The sequence below is a fragment of the Chryseobacterium sp. BLS98 genome, assembly GCF_001045445.1.
Lineage (GTDB): Bacteria > Bacteroidota > Bacteroidia > Flavobacteriales > Weeksellaceae > Chryseobacterium.
Window position 1 is genome coordinate 92173 of sequence record NZ_LFNF01000002.1, and the last position, 24378, is coordinate 116550.

Annotated in this window: 26 protein-coding genes; 9 read left to right on the forward strand and 17 right to left on the reverse strand. The window is 36.8% G+C overall.

The annotated features are described in order from the left end of the window. Positions 1-187: 187 nt before the first annotated feature. The 5 genes from ACM40_RS05405 to ACM40_RS05425 form a co-directional block, all read right to left on the reverse strand. Positions 188-625: an endonuclease domain-containing protein gene (locus ACM40_RS05405; RefSeq protein WP_048501827.1), complete on the reverse strand. Its 438-nt coding sequence runs from the start codon at positions 623-625 to the stop codon at positions 188-190. Positions 626-778: 153 nt separating this feature from the next. Beyond that, positions 779-1069 carry a hypothetical protein gene (locus ACM40_RS05410; protein ID WP_048501828.1) on the reverse strand — a complete coding sequence of 97 codons (291 nt, stop codon included), beginning with the start codon at positions 1067-1069 and terminating at the stop codon, positions 779-781. Between the two features lie 52 nt (positions 1070-1121). Next, positions 1122-2105, reverse strand: coding sequence for a 2-hydroxyacid dehydrogenase (locus ACM40_RS05415; protein ID WP_048501829.1), 984 nt, complete (start codon positions 2103-2105; stop codon positions 1122-1124). An 85-nt stretch (positions 2106-2190) separates the two neighbouring features. Then, positions 2191-2454, reverse strand: coding sequence for a hypothetical protein (locus tag ACM40_RS05420; protein ID WP_048501830.1), 264 nt, complete (start codon positions 2452-2454; stop codon positions 2191-2193). A gap of 308 nt (positions 2455-2762) precedes the next feature. After that, entirely contained in the window at positions 2763-3413 is a 651-nt protein-coding gene (locus tag ACM40_RS05425) for a protein-L-isoaspartate(D-aspartate) O-methyltransferase (RefSeq protein ID WP_048502834.1), read from the reverse strand. Between the two features lie 138 nt (positions 3414-3551). On the opposite strand from ACM40_RS05425, the gene ACM40_RS05430 reads away from it, so the two are divergent. From ACM40_RS05430 to ACM40_RS05460, 7 genes are all read left to right on the forward strand, one after another. Continuing rightward, on the forward strand, positions 3552-4514 hold the full coding sequence (locus tag ACM40_RS05430; RefSeq protein ID WP_048501831.1) for a Gfo/Idh/MocA family protein: 963 nt from the start codon (positions 3552-3554) through the stop codon (positions 4512-4514). Positions 4515-4758: 244 nt separating this feature from the next. Continuing rightward, entirely contained in the window at positions 4759-6489 is a 1731-nt protein-coding gene (locus ACM40_RS05435; RefSeq protein ID WP_048501832.1) for a cellulase family glycosylhydrolase, read from the forward strand. A 62-nt stretch (positions 6490-6551) separates the two neighbouring features. Next, entirely contained in the window at positions 6552-7430 is an 879-nt protein-coding gene (gene bla-A / locus ACM40_RS05440) for a CGA/CIA family class A beta-lactamase (protein ID WP_048501833.1), read from the forward strand. Between the two features lie 69 nt (positions 7431-7499). Beyond that, on the forward strand, positions 7500-7910 hold the full coding sequence (locus ACM40_RS05445) for a hypothetical protein (RefSeq protein WP_117614862.1): 411 nt from the start codon (positions 7500-7502) through the stop codon (positions 7908-7910). A gap of 13 nt (positions 7911-7923) precedes the next feature. Beyond that, positions 7924-8814, forward strand: a complete 891-nt coding sequence (locus tag ACM40_RS05450) for a 3-hydroxybutyryl-CoA dehydrogenase (RefSeq protein ID WP_185097186.1) — start codon at positions 7924-7926, stop codon at positions 8812-8814. Positions 8815-8819: 5 nt separating this feature from the next. After that, positions 8820-10136, forward strand: coding sequence for a hypothetical protein (locus tag ACM40_RS05455; protein WP_048501836.1), 1317 nt, complete (start codon positions 8820-8822; stop codon positions 10134-10136). A 38-nt stretch (positions 10137-10174) separates the two neighbouring features. Further along, on the forward strand, positions 10175-10414 hold the full coding sequence (locus ACM40_RS05460) for a hypothetical protein (protein WP_007845674.1): 240 nt from the start codon (positions 10175-10177) through the stop codon (positions 10412-10414). Positions 10415-10462: 48 nt separating this feature from the next. Here ACM40_RS05460 and ACM40_RS05465 read toward each other — a convergent pair whose 3' ends face one another. The 3 genes from ACM40_RS05465 to dnaN all read right to left on the reverse strand — a co-directional run bounded on the left by ACM40_RS05465 (position 10463) and on the right by dnaN (position 15062). Beyond that, positions 10463-10873 (reverse strand): META domain-containing protein, encoded by a 411-nt coding sequence (locus ACM40_RS05465; protein ID WP_048501837.1) that lies wholly within the window; start codon positions 10871-10873, stop codon positions 10463-10465. A 355-nt stretch (positions 10874-11228) separates the two neighbouring features. Then, positions 11229-13631, reverse strand: a complete 2403-nt coding sequence (gene pheT / locus ACM40_RS05470; protein WP_048501838.1) for a phenylalanine--tRNA ligase subunit beta — start codon at positions 13629-13631, stop codon at positions 11229-11231. A 300-nt stretch (positions 13632-13931) separates the two neighbouring features. Further along, positions 13932-15062 carry a DNA polymerase III subunit beta gene (gene dnaN, locus ACM40_RS05475; protein ID WP_048501839.1) on the reverse strand — a complete coding sequence of 377 codons (1131 nt, stop codon included), beginning with the start codon at positions 15060-15062 and terminating at the stop codon, positions 13932-13934. Positions 15063-15317: 255 nt separating this feature from the next. Here dnaN and ACM40_RS05480 point away from each other — a divergent pair, with 255 nt between their 5' ends. Then, entirely contained in the window at positions 15318-15674 is a 357-nt protein-coding gene (locus ACM40_RS05480) for a diacylglycerol kinase family protein (RefSeq protein WP_048501840.1), read from the forward strand. Between the two features lie 29 nt (positions 15675-15703). Here ACM40_RS05480 and ACM40_RS20735 read toward each other — a convergent pair whose 3' ends face one another. The 6 genes from ACM40_RS20735 to purB all read right to left on the reverse strand — a co-directional run bounded on the left by ACM40_RS20735 (position 15704) and on the right by purB (position 22678). Beyond that, positions 15704-15886, reverse strand: a complete 183-nt coding sequence (locus ACM40_RS20735) for a bacteriocin-like protein (RefSeq protein ID WP_228376144.1) — start codon at positions 15884-15886, stop codon at positions 15704-15706. 68 nt (positions 15887-15954) lie between these two features. After that, a complete protein-coding gene (locus ACM40_RS05485; RefSeq protein WP_048501841.1) occupies positions 15955-16287 on the reverse strand; it encodes a gamma-glutamylcyclotransferase family protein in 333 nt (110 codons plus the stop codon). Continuing rightward, on the reverse strand, positions 16287-16913 hold the full coding sequence (locus ACM40_RS05490) for an SGNH/GDSL hydrolase family protein (RefSeq protein ID WP_083996796.1): 627 nt from the start codon (positions 16911-16913) through the stop codon (positions 16287-16289). The genes ACM40_RS05485 and ACM40_RS05490 overlap by 1 nt, the downstream gene beginning before the upstream one ends. A gap of 45 nt (positions 16914-16958) precedes the next feature. Beyond that, positions 16959-17375: a ribonuclease inhibitor gene (locus ACM40_RS05495; protein ID WP_048501842.1), complete on the reverse strand. Its 417-nt coding sequence runs from the start codon at positions 17373-17375 to the stop codon at positions 16959-16961. After that, the gene (locus ACM40_RS05500) at positions 17353-21048 is read right to left on the reverse strand and encodes a phosphoribosylformylglycinamidine synthase (protein ID WP_048501843.1); all 3696 of its coding nucleotides are present in this window, start codon (positions 21046-21048) and stop codon (positions 17353-17355) included. Before ACM40_RS05500 ends, ACM40_RS05495 begins: the two co-directional genes overlap by 23 nt. Positions 21049-21250: 202 nt before the next feature. Beyond that, positions 21251-22678 carry an adenylosuccinate lyase gene (gene purB / locus ACM40_RS05505; protein ID WP_048501844.1) on the reverse strand — a complete coding sequence of 476 codons (1428 nt, stop codon included), beginning with the start codon at positions 22676-22678 and terminating at the stop codon, positions 21251-21253. Between the two features lie 242 nt (positions 22679-22920). Here purB and ACM40_RS20500 point away from each other — a divergent pair, with 242 nt between their 5' ends. Then, positions 22921-23070 carry a hypothetical protein gene (locus tag ACM40_RS20500; RefSeq protein WP_165579279.1) on the forward strand — a complete coding sequence of 50 codons (150 nt, stop codon included), beginning with the start codon at positions 22921-22923 and terminating at the stop codon, positions 23068-23070. A gap of 90 nt (positions 23071-23160) precedes the next feature. Here ACM40_RS20500 and ACM40_RS20505 read toward each other — a convergent pair whose 3' ends face one another. The 3 genes from ACM40_RS20505 to ACM40_RS05515 all read right to left on the reverse strand — a co-directional run bounded on the left by ACM40_RS20505 (position 23161) and on the right by ACM40_RS05515 (position 24361). After that, positions 23161-23301, reverse strand: coding sequence for a bacteriocin-like protein (locus ACM40_RS20505; RefSeq protein ID WP_165579280.1), 141 nt, complete (start codon positions 23299-23301; stop codon positions 23161-23163). A 47-nt stretch (positions 23302-23348) separates the two neighbouring features. Continuing rightward, positions 23349-23753, reverse strand: coding sequence for a hypothetical protein (locus ACM40_RS05510; RefSeq protein WP_048501845.1), 405 nt, complete (start codon positions 23751-23753; stop codon positions 23349-23351). Between the two features lie 221 nt (positions 23754-23974). Further along, positions 23975-24361 carry a hypothetical protein gene (locus ACM40_RS05515; protein ID WP_048501846.1) on the reverse strand — a complete coding sequence of 129 codons (387 nt, stop codon included), beginning with the start codon at positions 24359-24361 and terminating at the stop codon, positions 23975-23977. Positions 24362-24378: the final 17 nt, after the last annotated feature.

Consider the following 24378-nt stretch of genomic DNA (forward strand, 5'->3'; position numbering starts at 1 on the left):
AGATATTCAAATTAGAAAATATAGGCAAGTAAAAGGTGGAAAGGACGAAATGGAGGAAAAGCAAAAGATAAAATGGGTTGATGAGGCAGATTGCTTACAGATGATTTGCAGAGTATCAATGCGGTTGAAACCTTATTTATAATGTGGAGAAAGGTTTCCCCTCCTCCGGAGGGGTGGATTCCGGAATTCAGGGAATTCCGGAAGACGGGGTGGTCCCGAAATGCTCAATAATAAAATACTCCAGATCCTTCATCACAACACCCATATTCTTCCTTACATCAAAATCAGTAATTCTGAAGATAACAAGTCCCAGCGACTCAAGATATTCTTGCCGGATTCCGTCATATACCATCTTTTCATCATGACTTGAACCATCAATTTCAATAATCAATCCCAAAGTTTTTACATAAAAATCTACAATATAGTTTCCGATAATTCTCTGCCGGTCAAAATCTATATTGTGGAAGGTTCTGGCCCTTACCTTTTTCCAGAAAAGAACTTCACCCATAATGCCTGCCTTACGTTTTTCTTTTAGTAGGACTTTTAAGTGTGGATTATAAGGTATATTTTCTACGAAGTTCCTATGGATGGGAACCCCGTTGATATGGGTTAGTATTTCTTTCATTTGTTTTGTGTTTTTTAACCACCCCGTCTTCTCCTTTCAGTCGAATCCCCTCCTCCGGAGGAGGGGAATGATATTCTGCAGAAAACCGGTGTTTTCCAAAAATAAAAAAACCTCACTGAAAATCAGTAAGGTTACTTTATTATCTATTGAAATCTACGTCAGGACATCGTCATTTTCTTCTTCGTGGTCATCATCGTTATCGCTGAGGCTCCAATAATTGTTTTCTTCATCCTCAGATCCAACTTCCTCCATATCATCATCTTCTTCTGTTCCGGGGATATCGAGGCCTTTGTCTATTTTATCATCATCCTCTTCGTTTAATATCGGATTTCCATCGCCATCAAGCGGAATATGAGGTTCCTGGTTAAATATATCTTCATTGGGATTATAATCCATTTCTTCTAACTTTCTGTTCTGTTCATTGGTATTGTTTTCTGGTGTCATGATATTTTATATTTAGGGTTAATCTGTATGGAACAAAAATAATTCCAAGCTGCTACGAATTCTCAGAATATACTTCCGGATTGGCACAATAAGGTATTTTCTCTCCTTTAGAGAAGGCTATAATATTTTCTGCGGCCATCTTTGCCATTCCTGTTCGGGCTTCCATGGTTGCTGAACCGATATGAGGCAATACACAAACGTTGGAAAGTTCCAAAAGCGGGCTTTCTTTAGACATTGGTTCAGGATGGGTAACATCCAGGCCTGCTCCCCAGATTTGTTTTGAAATCAGTGCTTCATACAGGTCTTTTTCGTTTTGGAAACCACCTCTGGCTGTATTAATGAAGATGGCATTATTTTTCATTTTCTCAAAAACAGGACCGTTGAAAAGATCTTTCTGCTCAGGGGTAAAATTGGCATGAATACTTAAGATATCCGATTGCTCAATAAGTTCTTCAAAAGAAACATAATTAGCATTTAACGTTTTCTCAGCTTCCTCATTTGGATGGCGGTTGTGATAGATAATATTCATGTCAAAAGCTGCCCGGGATTTTTTAGCCATTTCAAATCCGATCCGTCCCAGACCTAGTATTCCCAAGGTTTTTCCATACAGTTCCTGTCCTAAGGCATGCATTGGATCAAAATCGCCCCAGTTGCCCTCTTTTACTTTCTGAAAATTATAGCTTGCTCTTCTTGCCACGGACTGCATCAGTAGGAATGCAACATCAGAAGTGGCTTTACTGAGCACATCCGGCGTATTTCCTACCGGAATATGTCTGCGGTTAGCTTCTTTAATATCCACATGGTCAAAACCTACGGAATATAAAGCAATTGTTTTTATGTTGGGACACTGATCAAAAAAATCTTTATCGTATTTAAATTCTCCACCTACACTTAGGATGGCATCATGATTCTGGCAGTAGATCAGCCATTCTTCATGGGAAAGGTTTTCATGTTCCGGAATAAAAACTTCAAGTCCCGCTTCTTTCAGCCTATTAATTCCTGCTTCCGGAATTCTTCTGTTTACAAATACTTTCATGATCTGTTTGATTTCGTGTTTTAAATTTTCAAATAAAAACCTCACTCCTTTTAAAAGTGAGGTTCTCTAACTTAAGTATTAAAAATTATTGATCTTTTTCCGAATGGTCCTGGCTGTTGTCCCATGCTTCTGAAGCCATTTCCTGAATTTCTTCCCATACCTCTTTTGCCGACTTCTGGGCATGAGCCATAAAGCCATGTTTGGTAGGTTCCTGATTCTTAGTTTTCATATCATTCATATAATCCTTTACCTGCTGGGAATAGCTTTCAGTATGATATCCCGGATTATTATGCAGATTTTTCTGAATATTACTAAAATCGTGTGATGATTTAAATCTATTCGTATCCATAATAATAAAAATTTAAGTGATTAGGTCTTAAATTGAATTCAATTATTATTCCGAAGCGGTCTTAATTTTTATTAAAATAAAAAAATCAACTTTTAAATTTTTAAGAGTTGTTGCACTTATGATGAGATAAAAATTAACCATTAAGATTCTTTTAAGTTGTTAAGAATATTAAGTTTTTAGCTTCGCTTATAAAAGCCGTTTGATTTTTCTTAATAATCTTATCTTCTTTACTAATCTTAATGGTTAAAAGTATACTATAAAATCTGTGCGAGAATAGATTTGTAGTTTTATCGCTGGAAAAATATCCGTTAGTGATTGGTATCTCCCAGCATCGGAACAAATTTGTAAGCCCCGAACTCTTCTTTTTCGAACTGGGTAGGAGTTGTTTTTGTAAACCTATATAAAATCTGCTCATCGGTAGGCCCCAGAGGAATTACCATTTTTCCGCCTACATTTAGCTGTTTCAGTAATTCTGTAGGCAGTACAGAAGCTCCACAGGTAACAATAATCTTATCAAAAGGCGCAAAAGTCGGAAGTCCGGCAAAACCATCTCCGAAGCTCTGAAATTTAGGGTTTAAATGCAGTTCACGAAATTTCTTTTTGGAAAAATCAAAAAGGTCTTTCTGTCTTTCTACGGTATAAACCAATGCTTTCATAGCCAACAGAACTGCCGTCTGATACCCACATCCAGTTCCGATTTCCAGTACTTTTTCTCCCGGTTTTACCTGTAGCAGCTCAGACTGTTCTGCTACTGTTGAAGGATGGGAAATAGTCTGGTGTGATAAGATAGGGAATGCCCGGTCTTCATAGGCAAAATCCTCAAAAATACTTTCAATAAAAAGGTGTCTCGGAACTTCACTCATTGCCGAAAGTACATTTTCATCTGAGATTCCTATATTACGTCTTAAATATTCGACCAGGATCTTTCTTTTCCCTTTATGTACAAACGAATCATGCATCATTAGTAAGAAGTAGTTATTAGGTTGTGATAGTAGTTCCTACAAAAGTAAAAAAACTATTCATACCGATCAACCTAAAATAGACAACGTATTTCCTAATACCTAAAATTCTTATCTTTACAAAAATTAAAAAAATCTATGTTAAAAGCAGGTTTGGTAGGTGCCGGACATCTGGGAAAGATTCATTTACGACTTCTTAATCAGTCAGATAAGTACGAACTGGTAGGTTTCCACGATAAAGATACCGAAAACGGGAAAAAAATAGAAGCCGAATTCGGATATAAATATTTTGAAAATTTTGATGAACTTCTTGAGCAGATCGACATGCTGGATATTGTGACACCCACAGTTTACCATTACGATTATGCATTAAAAGCTATTGAAAAAGGACTTCATTTTTTCATTGAAAAGCCGGTCACCCAAACGCTTGAACAGGCAGAAGAAATTCTTCACAAATGTCAGGAAAATGGAATAAAGGCACAGGTTGGGCATGTTGAAAGGTACAACCCTGCTTTTATTGCCACTAAAGAATACATTAAGAACCCCATGTTTATTGAGATCCACAGACTGGCAGAGTTCAATCCGAGAGGAACGGATGTTTCTGTGGTACTGGATCTGATGATTCATGATCTGGATATTTTATTAAGCATGGCAAAATCTAAGGTTAAAACCATTCATGCAAGCGGTGTATGTGTGGTAAGTAAAACCCCGGATATTGCCAATGCCAGAATTGAGTTTGAAAACGGATGTGTGGCGAATCTTACCACTTCCAGAATCTCGATGAAAGCCATGAGAAAGAGCCGTTTTTTCCAGAAGGATGCCTATATTTCTGTAGATTTCCTCGAGAAAAAGGCAGAAGTGATCCGAATGAAAGACGCACCTGAAAATCCTACTCCTTTCGACATGATCATAGAAAATGCCGACGGGGAAAAGAACCAGATTTTATTTGAATATCCGGATATCCAGCCTAACAATGCAATCCTTGATGAATTAAATTCTTTTGCGGATGCCATCACTGACGGTAAAAACGTAGAAGTTTCCCTGGAAGACGGAACAGAAGCTTTGAAAGTTGCACTGGAAATTGTAAAGCTGATTTCTTAAAAAACTATCATACATTATCAATACAGGCTGTCGTAACAATGACAGTCTTTTTTTATTAAGCCTAATGCAGTTTTTTTACTTTTAATATTTTAATACAAAGAATCAGCACCACTTTTCTTATAGTTTAAGAATAATTAATTTTCATTATATAATTTTAATATTTTCTGGATTTTTTAAATATATTTGTCCTTCTTAATATCATAATTCTTTAATTCTTTCCAATAATATAAATAAATAACTTCCTATGAAAAAAGCCATCCTGTTATCCGCGTTTTTATTGTCTCAATTTGGGACATCACAATTATTGAAAACTGAAGGTCAGAAAATTGTTAATGATAAAGGTGAAAATATTCAGCTGAGAGGTTTAGGCCTCGGAGGATGGATGCTTCAGGAAGGATATATGCTGAAAACGGCAGATTTTGCTGGTCCTCAGTATAAAATTAAAGAAAAAATCAGTGAACTGATTGGTGAAGACGGAATGAAAGAGTTCTATAAAGCCTATCTTAAAAATGGCATTACCAGAGAGGATATAGATTTTCTTGCAAAATCCGGGTTTAATTCCGTAAGGCTGCCGATGCATTATAATCTGTACACTCTGCCTATCGAAAAAGAACCAGTAAAAGGGGAAAACACATGGCTGGAAGAGGGTTTTAAAATGACGGATGATCTTCTGAAATGGTGTGCGGCAAATAAAATGTATCTGATCCTGGATCTTCATGCGGCACCCGGCGGACAGGGAAATGACGTTAATATTTCAGATAATGATAAATCCAAACCATCACTGTGGGAAAGCATTGAAAATCAGAAAAAGACGATTGCCTTATGGAAGAAGCTTGCTGAGCGATATAAAGATGAACCGTGGATCGGCGGTTATGACCTGATCAATGAACCCAATATCAACTTCACCGGAAAAAATCCAAATGGCACCGATGAAATGTCGAATGCACCGCTATGGAAACTACAGAAAGATATTACTGCTGCCATCCGTGAGACGGATAAAAAGCATATTATATTTATTGAAGGAAACGGTTGGGGAAATAATTACAACGGACTGATCCCGCTTTGGGATAAAAATTTGGCATTCAGCTTTCATAAATACTGGAATTATAACAATGATGAAACCATCCAGTCTATTCTCGACCTCAGAAAGAAGCACAATATCCCAATCTGGCTCGGGGAAACCGGAGAAAATTCGAACGTATGGTTTACAGAGCTTATCCAGCTTCTCGATAAACATAACATTGGCTATGCATTCTGGCCGATGAAAAAAATAGATAATATTGCAGGAATAACCAATGTAAAGATTACTCCTGAATATGAAAAACTCCTGAATTACTGGAAAAACGGCGGCGAAAAACCCTCTAAAGACTATGCAACAAAAGCGCTGATGCAGATCGCTGAGAATTACAAATTCAATAATGTTGAAATCAAAAATGATGTTATAGATGCCATGTTCAGACAGGTAACCGATGACACTACAAAACCATTCAAAAATCATCAGGCTCCGGGAATGATATTTGCTTCAGACTATGATTTGGGAAGAATGGCTTCAGCCTATCTTGACAAAGATTTTATTAACCTTTGGGTAAGTGATCCGGAGAAAAGATCCGAATGGAATTCCGGACAGCAGATGAGAAATGACGGTGTGGATATTTACCTGTGTCACGACAAAATCACCAACAAATATTACGTAGGAAAAACGGAAACAGGCGAATGGCTCCAGTATACCATTGAAACAAAATCAGACAAAAACTATTCATTCAATATCAGATATTCTAGCAATACCGCCTCGAGTATTAAACTGGAAGATGTTTCAGGAAGAGTATTGGCAACCGTTTCACTTCTTTCTACCGGAGGAACCGAAAACTGGAAAACGGTTTCAGGTAAAAATATCTCTCTGAAGAAAGGAACAAATAAAATCAGGCTTGTTTTTGAAACTGGCAATCCCAACATCAATTATTTTGAGATACAGTAATAATTATCTTAAATTGCAGCTCCCTTTTAGTCTTTAAAAGGGAGTTTTTTAATGGATACATTATGAAAAAAATAGGAATTTTCTTTCTGCTGATTTCTTCACTGGCAGCAGCTCAGAAATCAGCTTTGGAACAAAAAATAAATTCTATTACAGAAGATAAAAAAGCTACGGTAGGAATTTCTGTTCTGGGTTTTGAAAATAATTTCAGGTTAAGCAAAAATGGAGATAAGCCGCTTCCTACTTTAAGTGTTTTTAAATTTCATATTGCCTGTGCTGTTCTGGACCTTGTAGATCAAGGAAAACTTTCACTGGAGCAAAAGCTTTTTTTCAAAAAAGAGGATATGCTGGAAAATACATGGTCTCCAATTCGGGAGAAATATCCCGAAGCCAGTGTTTCTCTTTCATTGGGCGAAGTATTGGATTACACGGTTGCATTAAGTGACAACAATGGGTGTGACCTTCTGCTGAAGCTTATCGGAGGAACACAGACAGTTCAGAAGTTTATGGATTCAAAAGGGGTAAAAGGTTTCCAGATCAAACGTAATGAAGATGATATGCATAAAAACTGGAAGACCCAATATGACAATTTCAGTACTGCCAATTCAGCGGTACAGGTTCTGAAAAAGTTCTATGACGGAAAACTGCTTTCCAAAAAATCTACCGATTATCTGATGCAGATTATGCTAGGAACTAAAACAGGGACGAATAAAATTGTCGAACAGCTGCCTAAAAACACTCCTGTAGCCCATAAAACGGGTGCTTCCGGAAAGTATGATAACGGCCTTACTGTAGCCGAAAATGATATGGGAATTGTCACACTTCCTGATGGGAAACATTACGCAATTGCCATATTTGTAAACAATTCTATTGAAACAGATGAAGTGAACTGCAGAATAGTTTCCGATATTTCCAAGGCAGTCTGGGATGATTTTAATAAGTAAAATATTAAGCTTATTTTTAAAGCTGAAAACCGCCGATATTTTTGTTCTTAACCCGGAAAAACTATGAATATGAAAAAAATAGTATTAGCAACCTTCTTTTTGTGTTCTGCCTTCTTTTTTTCACAAAAAAACATGAGCTATGTACGCATAAGCTATGGTAGCATCTGCTGTGGAACACCCTCCACAAAACCTGTGATGGATTATCTGAAAAAGTTTGAGAAAAGCAATCAGCTGAAAGCTTTTGAAATCCTGGAACAAAGTGGCCTGGGAAGAGAAGGTGAATTTACTTTATACATCGGAACAGACAAACTGGGTAAAAAACAGAAAATGACTTTCAGAAAAGGTCTTCAGTCTGTTATTACCTTACAAAACAAAAATAGAAAACAGGACCGTGACGGTACAGTGGATTACGATCCGGAAGTGACTGTTTATAAGTCTGATCTAACAGGTATTAAAAATTTAACTATCTATAAAAAATAAAAGAAAAAAAATGATCAAAAACATTGTAGTTATTGGAGCTGGAACCATGGGAAATGGTATTGCGCATACTTTTGCACAAAGCGGATTCAAAGTAAATCTGGTAGATGTATCTCAGGATGCGCTGGACAGAGGATTGAAAACAATTACAACTAACCTTGACAGAATAATTGCAAAGGGAAACCTTACAGAAGAACAAAAAGCCGAAACTTTAGGAAACATCACCACGTTTACAGAGCTTAAAGATGCTGCAGGAAGCGCAGACCTTATTGTTGAAGCGGCTACAGAAAATCAGGATCTAAAAGTGAAAATCTTCGGACAAATGGACGAACTGGCTCCTGCCAGCTGTATTCTCGCTACAAACACTTCCTCTATTTCTATTACAAAAATTGCAGCCGCTACCAAAAGAGCTGATAAAGTGATCGGAATGCATTTCATGAATCCTGTACCTATCATGAAGCTGGTAGAAATCATCAAAGGATACTCTACTTCTAAAGAGACTTTCGACGCTATCTATGAGATGAGCAAAACATTAGGCAAAGTTCCTGTGGAAGTAAATGACTATCCAGGTTTCGTGGCCAACAGAATCCTTATGCCAATGATTAACGAGTCCATTGAAACACTTTACAACGGAGTGGCTGGTGTAGAGGAAATCGACACGGTAATGAAGCTTGGAATGGCACACCCGATGGGTCCTCTTCAACTAGCAGATTTTATCGGTCTTGATATTTGTCTTGCCATCCTGAATGTAATGTATGATGGCTTCAAAAATCCTAAATATGCCCCGAATCCACTTCTTGTCAACATGGTAATGGCCGGAAAACTGGGCGTGAAGTCAGGGGAAGGATTCTATGATTATTCTGAAAGCAAAAAAGCTGAAAAAGTTTCAAAAATGTTTTTGAAATAATTTGAATGAAATTTAGAGAGAAAAATATCCAAATAGCAATGGTCATCATCACAGTTATGATGACCATTCTACGTTTTATATTTAATGAAAAAGGAAGGATAAACCCAGATTCTATAAGGTTTATGAGGTTTGCCCATGTTTTGCCTGTGATAGATAATACAACAACTCCAGTTGGATATCCTGCCAGTATCAAATTATTTACCCTTTTCGGGTTTGATGAATTTTGGGGAAGTAAAGCTCTTGGAATTACAGCCTACCTTTTTATCATTTTTTTTTGCTGGAAAAAAGATTTCTACAAACGTGAGGCTATCGCAGTACTAGGTTTATTCAGTTTTGTATCGCTGTTCGCCTATACTATGAGCGAGGCTCTTATTATCCCTTTTGTATTTCTGTTTCTGTATATCGCCTTGCAGATTATTACAGGAAAACTTGAAAAAGGAAAAGCTGTTTTTTATCTTTCTCTTTCGTTAATTGCCCTTTATAATATAAGATACAGTGCATTATTTTTTATTGGAGGAACCGGTCTCTATGGCTTGTTATTTTTCAGAAAAAAATATTCGCCAGTATTTATTATTTCCGGTATTATAGGTCTGGCCTTTGTAGTGGCATATAAGTTTTTATTTATTGATTATTTTAATAAAAACTACATCAATCAGGCGTTATCGATAGGGCTCCATTCAACTTCTAAACTTTTAATAGAACTTATCCGGGGATTATCCACCTCATTCAATCCATTTATTCATATTGCAAATCCTGGGGGAGGTTTCATCAATTACATTATCTATGGTATTGGTGGACTCAATATTTTTCTAATGATCTATCTTTTGGTAAAAAACAAACTCTCCGAAACTGAGTATTTTTTTATTGTAATCAGTATTTCCGGCATTGTATGTTCTTTTTTTATTCAGTATTTTTATTCAGTAATTTCTATTGATTACAGAATAATAGGTCCTTTCATCATTCCGGTGTGGCTGGTTTATTTTAACAGATTATTCCGACTTTTCAATTTTAAAACATATCTTATAACAGTACTAAGCATATTATCTGGATTGGCTTTTACCTGGCTTTCTAAGGGAAACTATCTCGAAAACAGGAAAAAGGTTTCACACTTTTTACAAAGTGAAAATCTGGATAAGGTTCCCATACAGTTTTTTGTTTTGAAAGAAGAAAATTTAGATAAAATACAGATTGCTGAACTTTTAAGTACAGTAAATCCTAATATAACTATAACTTTTAAGCCTGAAGATACGCTCCGCAAAACCACCCTTACTACATATAAAGTTTTGCAAAAAATTAAAATCGACAAGAACAGATATCAATAATTTTATTTATCTTTGATTAAAGTTAAAATATTAAAAAAATGAAATTACCAAAGTTTTTATTAGCAGACAATTCGGAATTTCCTGAAGATTTATTCGTCGTTCATACAGAATATCCAAGATTCATCTTAAATGTAGAGGAAGAAGAAGTTGAATGGTTAGATGATTTGGAAGGAGACGATGAGGAAACTATGGCAGACGAGGCTACAAAAGTGGTAGAAGCTGCATTTAAATGGTGCGATGAAGAGTTGGCTAAGTACGACGAAGAAGAGGAAGAATAATAACTACCTAAACATAAAAAAAGGAACTCAACCGAGTTCCTTTTTATTTTATTCAGCCTTATTGAATTTCAACAGCAGTAAATTGTCTTTGTAAAGTTCCAGCGTAGTTCCTGAAACCACATATTTATTAGCTTTTCCTACCATATCCATAAAATTCTGCTCAACGCTCATATTGTTGCACATCATTTTTGTAGATCCCATTTGTCCGGCAGAAAAATCGCCTGTAGAAGGGTCTATTTTAGCTGTTCCGAAATAGTTGTTGCATCCTCCGTTTCCATTGATCTTTTCACCTTCGATATTAAGGGTAGGAACTTTTCCTTTCACATTATCTGCCAAAGTCCATTTTGTATTGGCCAGTGAAGGCTGGGACTTTCCCACTTTAGAGGCAGAAGCACTCGTCATTGTACCACACGACGCCAGAATAGCAGCCGCACCTATACTTAAAAAAAGATTTTTCATTTTTTTCTTTTTGATTTACTCAAATTTAAGGAAATTATATTATTTAAACGGTTTGTGGAAGATTTTATTACTTTTTTAAGAATACTAATTACTGAATTTTTTATTGATCATAAATATTAAGGTTATTTTTATTTTTTGGCCAAAGCCGGGGATTTGGGATCATTTGAAAGCGGACTAAAGCCCGCTCCTATTCAATTTTACTTGAAAATATTTTTATTTTCCCTCAGATTACACAGATTTTTCTATGCCGGAAATTTTGGATAATGAATTGTAATGATGTAGAATCTTCAGAATCTGGAAGTAAAACAAAAAACGGACTAAAAAGTCCGTTTCTGTGATATATTGTCTTTAAGATTTAAGATCTCAATTCTGCATTATATTCTTTCTGGAATGCTTTAATCAGGGAATCCATTACTTCAGAAATTTCTTTTTCTTCTAATGTCTTCTCTTCGTTCAGAAGCTCAAAGCTCATCGCGTAGGATTTTTTACCTTCCGGAAGATTTTTTCCTTCATATACATCGAACAGGTTGATATTCCTGATAAAAGGAGATTTATTCTTTTTCGCCGTCTGATACAGATCCTGGTAATTGATATTCTTATCAATCAATAAGGCAAGGTCTCTTCTGATTTTATTGAATTTAGGAATATCTTTAAACGTAAGCACCGTCTCAGAACGCAATTTCTGAGCCAGTTCCAGTTCGATTTCAGCATAGAAACACTCCTGATCAATGTCAAAATCCTTTAATAGAACCGGAGCTACTTTCCCGATTCTCACTAAAGTTTTACCACCTGCTTCATAAGCTAGTGCATCAGAGAATCTCTCATCTGTCAAAGCAACTTCTTTATAGTCCACTCCAAGCCTTTCCAATAAAACTTTTACATAAGCTTTAAGGTTATAGAAGCTTACTGCAGATTTAGGCTGTAGCCAGTTTTCAGCAACATCTCTTCCTGTAACAAGAATGGCAAGTTGTTTTCTCTCTTCGTATTTCTCTTTTTTATGGTAAATTTTTCCGAATTCGAAGAATTTGATATCCTGGTTCTTCCGGTTGATATTGTAGACTGCATTCTGAAGAAGTCCTTCCAATAGGGATTTTCTCATGAAAGCAAGATCTCCGCTTAATGGATTGAGTAATTTTACAGCATCAGTTTCGTCCTTTACGAAAGTAAGTGAATTGTTCATCGCTTCATTGAAGCCAAGGCTCTGCAATGTTCTTGCCCAGTTATTTTCAAGTTCATCCTGATCGTTAGCACTTAATTTTACTGGTGTAAAAGATATTTTCTGCGGAGCATCAATCTTATTGTACCCATAAATTCTCAGGATTTCTTCAATAACATCAATTTCTCTGGTTACATCAGCTCTGTAAGCAGGTACAGAGATTTCAAGTCCGTTCTGTATTTCATTTAAAACCTGGATCTCAAGAGATTTTAAGATTTCCTTTACTTTTTCTCTGTGAATTTTTGTTCCCAGAATCTGTTCGATTCTTGAAAACCTGATGATTACGTAATTATCCTCAATTTTCTTTGGATATTCTTCCAACAGATCTCCTACCAGTTTACCACCTGCAATCTCCTGGATCATTTTGATGGCATGGGTAATGGCTGTTCTGGTCATATTAGGATCCACTCCTCTTTCGAACCTGAAGGATGCATCTGTATTTAAACCGTGATATTTAGCACCTTTTCTTACCGCTACCGGATTGAAATAGGCACTTTCAAGGAAAATAGTTTTTGTTTCATCAGAAACTCCTGAATTGGCACCACCGAAAACCCCCGCAATACACATCGGGTTATCTTTTCCGTCTTTAATCATCACTTCAGAACCGTTCAAAGTTCTTTCTACACCGTCCAAAGTTGTGAACTTTGTTCCTTCTTTTACGGTTCCTACCTTCACTTTACTGTCGGTAATCTTATCTGCATCAAAGGCATGAAGAGGCTGTCCGTATCCGTGAAGAATATAATTGGTAATATCTACAATATTGTTGATTGGACTTAAACCGATTGCTTTTAATCTTGCTTTTAACCATGCCGGAGATTCGGCTATTTTCACGTCTTCAATAACAGCTCCGATGTATCTTGGGCACAGTTCTGCATTTTCCACTTCCAGCGTGAAATTATGTGAGCCTTCACCGTTCACCGTTTCAGAAGATACTTTCTCAAATGTTGATTTCTGTTGGTTGGTTGAGAGGAAAGCATGAAGATCTCTGGCAACGCCGTAATGGGACATGGCATCCGTTCTGTTGGGAGTTAAGCCAATTTCGATTACTTCATCGTTAGTCAATTCAAAATAGTCAGCAAAATTCTTTCCTACTTCATATTTGGTTTCATCCAAAACCATAATTCCGCCGTGATCTTCACTAAGGCCAAGTTCATCTTCTGCACAGATCATTCCCTGGGAAACCTCGCTTCTGATCTTTGCTTCCTTGATCTCAAAGAAGTTTCCGGTTTTGTCATAAATTTTAGTTCCAACAACAGCTACAGGAACAATCTGACCGGCTTCAACGTTGGGAGCTCCGCAAACTATATTTAATATTTTACCATTCCCTACATCAACTGTTGTTTTCTTTAATTTGTCTGCATTCGGATGTTTTTCGCAGGTCAATACTTTTCCTACGACAATACCTTCCAGGCTTCCTCTTACACTTTCAAATTTTTCTATCCCCTCTACTTCAAGACCAATATCTGTAAGGAATTCTCCGATCCTTTCCGTTTTCAGTTCCGTTTTGATAAAGTCTTTAAGCCAGTTGTTTGATATTTTCATTTGCTATATTTTGAAAAAAAAATTATTGAATTTCCGTATCGGTTTTCCTGTACGGTTTTTTCCCGTACAAATGTCGTGTTTTTTTAAGAAATAGAGAAATTTAGGGAGGATTTTAAAACAAATAGTTTCTTATCTGTTTCCTATCTATTTTGATGTATTTTTTATATGAGAACAGGCAAACATGTTGTATTATTTTCAGAGTTTCAAGGAATGATCAAAAAAATTTCAAAAATCCTCATATCTCATAAAATAAAAAAGAGACCGAAAATTCAGTCTCTTACAGTTTATGTATTTTAAATATTACAATCCGATTACCGGCATTGATAACATTAAGATATTTTCACTTTCTTCAAGACCATCAAGAGGTTCAATGATTCCCGGTCTGTTAGGTTGAGACATCTTCATGGTGATATCGTCAGATCCAAGAATAGTAAGCATTTCAGTTAAGAACTTAGAGCTGAAACCGATATTAATGTCTTCTCCGTTATAGTCACAAGGGATCTGCATATCCGCTTTGTTGGCATATTCCGTATCTTCTGCATGGAGGTGAAGAATATTGGCAGACAGCTTGAATCTAACCTGATTGGTAGATTTATTAGACATGATGGACGCTCTTTTGATTGCTCCTAAAAGAAGGTTTCTGTTGATCGTAAGTACATTTGGATTTTCTTTCGGAATTACAGCCGTATAGTTCGGGTATTTTCCGTCTATCAGTCTACAGATCCAGATATGTTTTCCAAAAGTAAATTTGGCCATATTCTCATTGAAGTCTATGGTAACATCTTCGTTGGAGCTTGCCAGAATATTTTTGAAGATATTCAAAGGCTTTTTAGGCATAATGAATTCCATTGGTTCGGCATTCATCAGGTCTGTCCTTTTATATACAACCAGTCTGTGGGAATCGGTAGAAACAAAATTGGTTTCATTTTCCCCGAACTGGAACAATACTCCTGTCATTACCGGACGAAGAGAATCGTTGCTGGTAGCAAAAAGAGTATTCGTCAATGCTTCAGATAAAACTCCGGCAGGCATTGTTACGCTTTGAGACGCATCAAATTCCGGCAGCTCAGGATAATCATCGGCATTATCCAATGCTACAGCGAAATTGTCTTTTTCATCTAAAATTTCAAGCTGGCTTCCGGTTCCTTCTGCGTTATCCTTTACAACAAAGGTTAAAGGCTGTTCACCATACGTCTTGATAAAATCCTGAAAAATTTTAGCAGGAACGGCAAATTTACCCGAATCATCAGACTTTACTTCCAGAGAAGTAACAAGAGTAGTCTCGCCATCAGATGCTGTAATGGTAACGTTATTTCCGTCTAATTCAAAAAGATAGTTTTCTAAAATCGGTCTCGACTGAGAACTTGATATTACGCCACTTACAGTTTGCAATGCTTTCTGCAGTTCACCACTTGAAATAATAAATTTCATAGATTTAAAAATAAGTTTCTACAAATATAATAAATAGAAACTATAATGAAAAAAATAATCTTAAGGAGTTTTGAACAAATATCGTTAAGCTGTTTTCAGGCTTGATTTAATACCTGAATTTCCTTCTGATTATTAATTTCTGAATTAAAATCCGATCCCTAGTTTTTCATTTTCGGGTGAATTCAATATAGAAAAACAGTTCCAGAATATCCCGATTCATCAAAATACAAATCCTATCTTTGCTAAAAATGAGCTATGCAAAAACCGCCTATTCACAAAAGTTTCTTAAACGCTTTCCGTGGTATTTTGCTGATGCTGAAAACGGAGAGAAATTTTCAGATTGAGGTTGCTGCTTTTTTAATCAATATCATCCTCATTTTCTATTTCAAGCTTTCGGCAGCTGATACTGTGCTCGTTCTTCTGGCTTCAGCAGGTGTTTTAAGTGCTGAAATTTTCAATACTGGGATCGAAAGGATATGTGATGTCATCCAGCCTGATTTTGACAAAAGAATTGGCTTTATTAAGGATATTTCCGCAGGAGCGGTTCTTCTCATGACAATAGCTTCAGTTATTACCGGAGTTATTGTTTACTGGAAGTATATTTTCCAATAAAAAAGCACTCCCGGAGGAGTGCTTTTACTTTAAGAACAGTATTTATCCCAAGACTCTGAGGTCATACAGCCATCAAATTTTGCACAATATGATATATATGGAGGATTGCTGCAATATCCGTTTTCATCTGTTGGATAAATTATCAAGGACGGGCCTATTCCACCTTTTACGTTTTTCAGTTCCTGTCTTTTTAGTCTTTTTAGATTTTTCATAATGCTTATTGTATTTGTAGGCATAAATCTAAAAAATAAAATTAATATTTCACTACAATAAGATAAATTTACTTTCCAACATAAATAAACCCGGCTTTCCCTGACTTGAAAACCGTTTCAATCCTTTTATAATCGTCCACTTCGTATTCATCAGCCTGTAAAATTTCCTGATCTGTAACTTCAAAAAGGATTCCCTCTATCTCATCTTTGGTATTTCCTGTAAACTCTAAAATTGGATGGTATTGCTGGTTGCTTTTGCGTAAGACTTCAGGATCTGTAATCTCTACCCTGCCCAATTTATACCCTGTAAGAATATCTTTCTCACCATTCAGAATCCGGCCGAATGTTTCAATCTGAACCTTTTCTTTCTGCAAGGTTCCGTAGGAAAACAAATAAGCCATTACAAATATTTTTCTATGATTGGGATTGCCGTTTCAGCCATTATTCCGTAGCCTTTTTCGTTGGGATGTACGCCATCATCAGAAAGCAGGATCTCTTTATCTTCTAAAACAGACGTATAAAAATCAACATAATGCAGTGAGTTTTCAGCAGCAGCATCTTTAAGAATCTGATTATAAATAAGGATTTCTTCACCAGTTCTTAATTTTCCCGCTGCGCTTTCTATCCCGTCTACTTTTTGAGAAACAGGAAGAATATTGACCAGATAAATGTCTTGGGCATATTGTTTTGCGTGACGAACAGCTTCATTGATGTTACTCCTGAACTGATCGGGATTTACCATATGAATTCCGTTTTTTTTGGCGAGATCATTGGCCCCGTAACCTATAAAAACAATATTTCCCTCCGCCGAATTTCTGGCTGCCAGTTCATAAGGCATTCTTTTCAGCAGACCTTCTGTCGTTTCGCCACCGATTCCAAGATTAAAAAGGATCAGCTCATTCTTTCCTTCATGAAACTGCTGTAAAGCATATCTTTTAAGAATATCTACCCATCCACCGAATACTCCGTCATATTCTCCATAAGTGATGCTGTCTCCGAAGAACAGCCCATACATCATTTTTTCCATTAAATAATTGTGTTGCTTGTTTACTGTACTCAATCAGCATTAAAATCAATCCAAAATTAGTACAATATTTTTATGCGATTCTATAATTTCAACTAAAATTCCGAATAAGGTCTGGCCTTTTCCTGAAATCAGTTCATCCAGTTTTTGCTGTATCAATTGGATATTGAACGGTTTTCCCTGCCGGATCTTATTTTCGTAAAAATCACAGGTGGCTTCAAAACCGAGATCTTTTTCTGATTTTTGGGATTCTTTCCAGACAATTTCTAATTCTTCCCCGTTCTCAAATACTCCGAAACCTCCGTACAGAATATCATCGAATCCATCCAGGGTTCCTATTTTCCAATCCGTATCTTTCATTAAAACAGAGGAAACCTCTTCATAAAATCCTGCCAGATTTGAAAAGTGACCGCCATTAATGACGGTCACTTTTCTGTTATTTTTATTTGAAGTATTCCACTCCATTTTTGAATATATTGTGGTAATTCGCGGTCGGTATGTTTTTCATGAGACCTTCTGCAAAACGTTCAGGGTGTCCCATTCTTCCGTAAATCTTTCCGCAAGGGCTGGTAACTCCTTCAATCCCAAATAATGAATTATTTGGGTTGAATGGCATACCATGGGCAATGTTTCCGTCAAGATCAATATATTGGGTGGCAATCTGTCCGTTTTCGTAAAGCTTTTTAATTTCTTCTTCGGAAGCCATGAAACGGCCTTCACCGTGAGAAATCGGAATCGTGAATACCTGGTCTTTCATTCCTTTTAACCAAGGTGACTCATCATTCACAACTTTTACATTCACCATCTGGGAAATATGTCTTCTGATCGCATTGTGAGCAAGTGTCGGAGAGTTTTCATCCAGATCCTTAATTCTTCCGTAAGGTAACAGACCGGATTTAACCAAAGCCTGAAAACCGTTACAGATCCCTATGATCATTCCATCTCTGTCCAGCAATTCGTGAACAGCATTTCTCATCTTTTCGTTTTTCAGAACGTTGACAATGAATTTTGCAGAACCATCCGGTTCGTCACCTGCCGAGAAACCTCCTGAGAAAGCAAGGATCTGAGAAGTTCTGATCTCTTCCACCCATGCATCGATGCTTTCATCCAACAACTGGTGGCTGATGTTTTTCAATGGAAGACTGCTCACCACTGCCCCTTCTTTTGCAAATGCATTTAAAGTGTCATATTCGCAGTTAGTTCCGGGGAATACCGGAGCAAATACTTTCGGCTGAGCGATTCCGTGTTTTTTAATAATGATATTTCTTGGGTTGATTGAGTTGAACTGCTCATCTATCTCAACCGTAAGCCTTTCTTTTTCTTTAGTAGGGAAAAGGTTTTCAAAGGTTCCGGTGTAAGCTGATTCAAGATCCGAAATTGGAGATTCAAGATTATTTATTTTTAAAATTTTTGAATCTTTTACTTCACCGATTTGCTGAAGAGAAATATTGCTAAGCTCTTCTTTTGATTCAATAATTAAGCTGCCGATATTTTTGGACAGTAAAGCATTCTCATCAATAGTTATATCTGCACCCAATCTGTTTCCAAAGCTCATTTTTGCCAAAGCTACAGCTGCACCGCCTTCTTTGATGGTTTTCACAGAAACAATTTTTCCGGTTTTGATATTTTCAAAAATAAATTCGAAAATTCCTTTTAAGCTTTCATAATCCGGAAGCCCGCTTTCCTTAGGAATATGGTTGAAGAAATACAGCTTGTTTCCGGCCTGCTTAAATTCAGGGGAAATAACATTTTTCTTTTCACCGTTTGCACAGGCAAAGGAAATTAAGGTAGGCGGAACATTCAGATCCTGGTAAGTACCACTCATGGAATCTTTCCCTCCGATGGCCGCAAGGCCAAGATTGATCTGTGCATCATAAGCCCCCAAAAGTGAAGCTAAAGGTTTACCCCATTTTTCAGGATTCTGTCCCAGTTTTTCGAAATACTCCTGGAAGCTTAGCCTGATATTTTTATAATCACCACCCATGGCAGCAATTTTAGCAACGCTTTCAACCACTGCATAAGAAGCTCCCAACATTGAGTTCTGCTTTGAAATTCCAGCATCAAATCCCCAGCTTGCAAATGAAACGGTTTCAATATCTTTTGCTCCTAAAATCGGCAGGGTCTGAACACTTCCTTCCATCAGCGTCTGCTGGTATTTTCCTCCAAGAGGCATCGCAACAGTAGTTCCTCCTACAGAAGAGTCGAACATTTCCAGCAATCCTTTTTGGGAAGCTACATTTTTGTCGCTTAATATTTTAATGAAGTTTTCTTTTGTAAAAGGAACTTTTTCTTCTTTTACTTCTTCAAGGTGGGTAATTTTTACTTCCTGGCTTTTAGAACAGCCGTTTGTATCTAAAAATGCCCTTGAAAGATCTACGATTTTATCGCCTTTCCAAAACATCTGCATTCTGCCTGAATCTGTAACTTTTGCCACTTCTACAGCGACAATGTTTTCATCTTCACAGAACTTGATAAACTTTTCTTTGTCTTTCGGATCAACCACCACAGCCATTCTTTCCTGAGACTCTGAAATAGCAAGCTCTGTTCCGTTTAATCCTTCATACTTTAGCGGTAAAACGTCAAGGTTTACTTCTAAGGAATCGGCAATTTCACCAATGGCTACAGAAACACCTCCTGCTCCGAAGTCATTTGATTTCTTGATCAGTTTTGTTACTTCAGGGTTTCTGAAGAGTCTCTGGATTTTACGTTCTTCAACGGCATTTCCTTTCTGAACTTCAGAGCTCATGGTGTGGATGGAAGTCTCATCCTGCTCTTTTGAACTTCCGCTGGCTCCGCCTACTCCGTCACGGCCTGTTGCACCTCCCAAAATGATAATTGAATCACCGTTTTCAGGCTTTTCACGTCTTACCCAGTCTACAGGTACTGCTCCGGTAACAAAACCGACTTCCATTCTCTTGGCTTTATAGCCTTCATCATAGATTTCAGAAACCATTGTAGTCGCCAGACCGATCTGGTTTCCGTAAGAAGAATATCCGTTTGCCGCCTGTTTGGTGATGGTTTTCTGAGGTAACTTCCCCGGTAAGGTTTTATCAACCGGTTCCAGAACATCTGCAGCTCCTGTCAGCCTCATGGCCTGGAAAACAAAAGAACGTCCGGACAATGGATCTCTGATAGCGCCTCCCAAGCATGTTGAAGCACCTCCGAAAGGTTCAATTTCCGTCGGGTGATTATGGGTTTCATTTTTGAATAATAAATACCACGGTTCTTTTTTACCGTCGTATTCAGCTTCGATTTGAATAGTACAGGCATTGATTTCGTCTGAAACCACGAGGTTTTCCAGATTGCCTGTTTTATGGAAATATCTTCCGCATACTGTTGCCAGATCCATTAGGGAAATAGGTTTCAGTTCACGCCCTAAGAATTTTCTTTTTTCGATATAGTCATTGAAAATGGTTTCCAATGTATGTTTGAAAGCTCCTTCAAACTCAATATTTGAAAGCTGTGTTTCAAAGGTGGTGTGACGGCAGTGATCACTCCAGTACGTGTCTAAAACTTTAAGTTCTGTTTCAGTTGGATTTCTCTGTTCAGTTTTAAAATATTCCTGAATAAATTTTAAATCGTCCAGACCTAATGCAAAACCATGATTATTAAAGAATTCTTCAAGCTGAGCATCATCAAAATTGATAAAATTTTCGTGAATTAAAACTTTTGATGGTGTTTCTTCCGCAGGAATGTTCAAAATTGACAAATCTTTTTCCTGGGATTCTACTTTATTGATTAAAAGATCTTTGATTTTTGCAAGATCAGACTCAGAAATTCCTTCAAATTCGATCAGTTTTCCGCTTCTTACTTTTGATTTTTCATTTTCTGTAAGTAAAGCAATACACTGTTGGGCAGAATCTGCGCGTTGGTCGTATTGCCCCGGCAAAAACTCCATTGCGAAAAAAATTCCTTCCGCAGGATTTTCTGTGTGCAAAATATCTGTAACAGGATCTACGAAAGTGCTGTTGACTACTTTTTCGAATTCCCCGTCATTCAACCCGAAAATATCGTAAACGTTATACACCTTTACATTTTGGATTGACGGAACGACCGCTTTTACTTCATCAAAAATTTTTGGACTTTCCACATCGAAAATTCCTCTTTTTTCTACGAAAATTCTTTTGTTTTGAGACATTAGATGTCAGTTTTTTAATATTAGATTTATTTTCTTTTTACTTTTCAGAACCGATATATGATTCTTTATACTTTACAGCTTCAGCGTCAGTTTTTTATCCGAAGTCCCATCCGCATTAGAAGCTCTTTGGGGAGCTGAAATCCAAGTCGAATTATTGAACGTGTTAAAATAAAATATGCAGCCCAAAAGGACTGCATATGCTTTATACTTTAAGATCAGCCTCCAATCCTATCAGGTCTTTATTCTGATCCAGAATCGGCTGGACTTCATTCGCTATGAATTCCTCTGTCTGGATCGGTGCAAAACCAATAAAGTTTTTAGGATCTAAAACTTCTTTTAATTTTGATTTATCAAGTTTTAAAGAATCGTCATTTAGGATTCTTTCAATAAGATCGTTTTCTTTACCTTCTTCTTTCACTTTCTTGGAAGCTTCCATGGAATGAACCCTGATCACTTCGTGAATTTCCTGACGGTCACCACCTGCTTTCACTTCTTCCATGATGATATATTCTGTCGCCATGAAAGGAAGTTCTTCCATAATATGTTTGTTGATCCTGTTCGGATAAACAACGATTCCGTTCATGATATTGTTCCAGATCAAAAGGATAGCATCAACCGCAAGGAACGCTTGAGGAATTGTCAGCCTTTTATTGGCAGAATCGTCCAGTGTTCTTTCAAACCATTGGGTAGAAGCCACCATTGCAGAACTTGTGGTAAGAGACATTACATATTTTGCCAAAGCCCCAATTCTTTCACTTCTCATCGGATTACGCTTATAAGCCATTGCGGATGAACCGATCTGGTTTTTCTCGAATGGCTCTTCAATTTCCTTAAGGTTTTGAAGAAGACGTAAATCGTTGGTGAATTTATGAGCAGACTGGGCAATATTTCCTAATAATGCTACTACTTTAGCATCAATTTTTCTGTCATAAGTCTGACCCGAAACTCCAAAAACTTTTTCGAAACCGAATCTTTTTGAAAGCTCTTTATCTAAGTGTTTTACTTTGGTATAATCACCATTGAAAAGCTCCAGGAAGCTTGCTGCTGTTCCGGTAGTTCCTTTTACCCCTCTGAAACGAAGTGTTTCCAGGAAGAAATCCAGTTCTTCGATGTCAAGGACCAAACTCTGTAACCAAAGTGTTGCTCTTTTACCAACTGTAGTTAGCTGAGCAGGCTGGAAATGGGTGAATCCTAAGGTAGGAAGGTCTTTATACTGAATAGCAAAGTCAGCTAAGTTTTTCATCACGTTAACCAACTTTTTCTTTAAGATTAAAAGTCCGTCACGGATTTGAATAAGGTCTGTATTATCTCCTACAAAAGCCGAAGTCGCTCCCAAATGGATAATTCCTTTTGCTGAAGGCGCCACATCACCATAGGTATGAACGTGAGCCATTACATCATGACGGAATTTCTTTTCGTATTCTGCTGCCTTATCGTAGTCGATATTTTCGGCATTGGCTTTCAGTTCGGCAATCTGCTCGTCTGTGATTTCAAGACCTAAGTCTTTTTCTATTTCAGCAAGGGCAATCCAAAGCTTTCTCCAGGTACGGAATTTGTTGTTATGCGAGAAGTTAAACAACATTTCTTCACTGGAATAGCGCTCTTCCAATGGATTTTTGTAGGAATTCATTCTTTCTTTTACTTTTTAGATGTACAAAAATAAGGATTTTCGGTGAGAGATGAAAATTGTGAATGTCCTTTTCAATTTTGGTTCAGACGGATGATATATTTTATATTTTTAAAGATTAAAATCTGCTTTTGGATGGATTATTTTAAGACGGGGAATTATTTTTTCAACAGTAAGTGATATTATATTGATTTATTTTCTAATTTAGTAAAACATCAAATAAACAATCTAAAACAAAACTTATTATGAAAAATCTGAAAAAGTTATCAAAATCCAGTTTAAAAATGATTTCAGGAGGATGGGTTCCACAACCGGGACAAAGCTGTCCTGCCGGAACGTGCCAGTATTCTGAGAACGGACCATGCAGAATTTACGATGCTAATAAATGCTACTAAAAAAAGCCTGATCAATTCAGACCTTTCTCTATAAATATAGCCGATCAAATGATCGGCTATATTTATTTAAAACAGTAAAAGATCAGTATATTACAGAGCCAGTCCGCATTCTGATCCTACAGGAATACATTTTTTAACAAATGAACACCAGAAATATCCTGGCAGACACATAGGGATGCCTCCCTGAACTGTTTTCAATTCTCGTTTTGTCAATTTTTTCAGATTTTTCATACTATTTAATTTTTTGGTTTTTCCTACTGTAAGCTTTCGAAATGATTTTATGAGTGATAAATCACAACATCATCTTTTTTAATCTGATAACCTGTTTTTTTATAGGGAACCAACACATAGGTTTCCTTAATGTAGCTTCCACTTTTCCACATTTTGTTTTTTCCTTCTCTGACTAGGATAATGCTTTTTGCATTTCCATCCGGAATGAAAATTTCTGCTCTTTTCATGTCTTTACTAAAAATAACAGCCGTCATTGAAGTATAACTTTTGTCTGAGTTCACTTCCTTTAGTTTAATTTTCTGTTCGAAAACCCTTACACAATCGTTTTTGATTTGCGAATATGTATAGCCTGCTGAGCTTCTGCATCCATGAACATCTTTATCACCTCCTTTTTGTTGGGTAAAGGCTAAAGAGCTGAGAAACATTGCGCCCAATAAAATAGTTTTTCTCATATTTTAAATATTAATGGTTTGAGTTTTGAGACAAGGTATTAGTTCATCTAATATATAAAAAACTCCTCATTCGGGAGCCTTTTAAATATACTATTTTAATTCTGTGGTTTCTCTTCGCGACAAATTTTAATCATATTTTAGAATTTATAACCTTTATACTTTACTGTTAAAACAAATAGACCGCCTTAACAGGCGGTCTATTCTATTTATAAAATCCAGATTTACTGGTAAATCACAATATTGTCTTTCTTAAGCTGATATCCGTCTTTCTTGAAAGGAACTAAAACATAGTCATCTTTCTTCCAGATTTTACCTTTTCCTGCTCTTGTAAGGACCAGGCTCTCTCCATCCGTATCCGGAATAAAAACTTCAGCTTTTTTCATATCCTTACTGAAAATAACAGCAGCCATTGAAGTAGAGCTGCCTTTAGGAGCCACTTCTGTCAATTTAATCTTCTGCTCAAAAACTCTTACACAATCTTTTTTAATTTGAGAGTAAGTATACCCCGCCGAACCTATGCATCCATGCGCATCTCTATCTCCGCCCACTGTTTGTGCGAACAGGAAAGACCCCATGAATACTGCGCCAAGTAAAATCGTTTTTTTCATAATTATTATATTAAAGC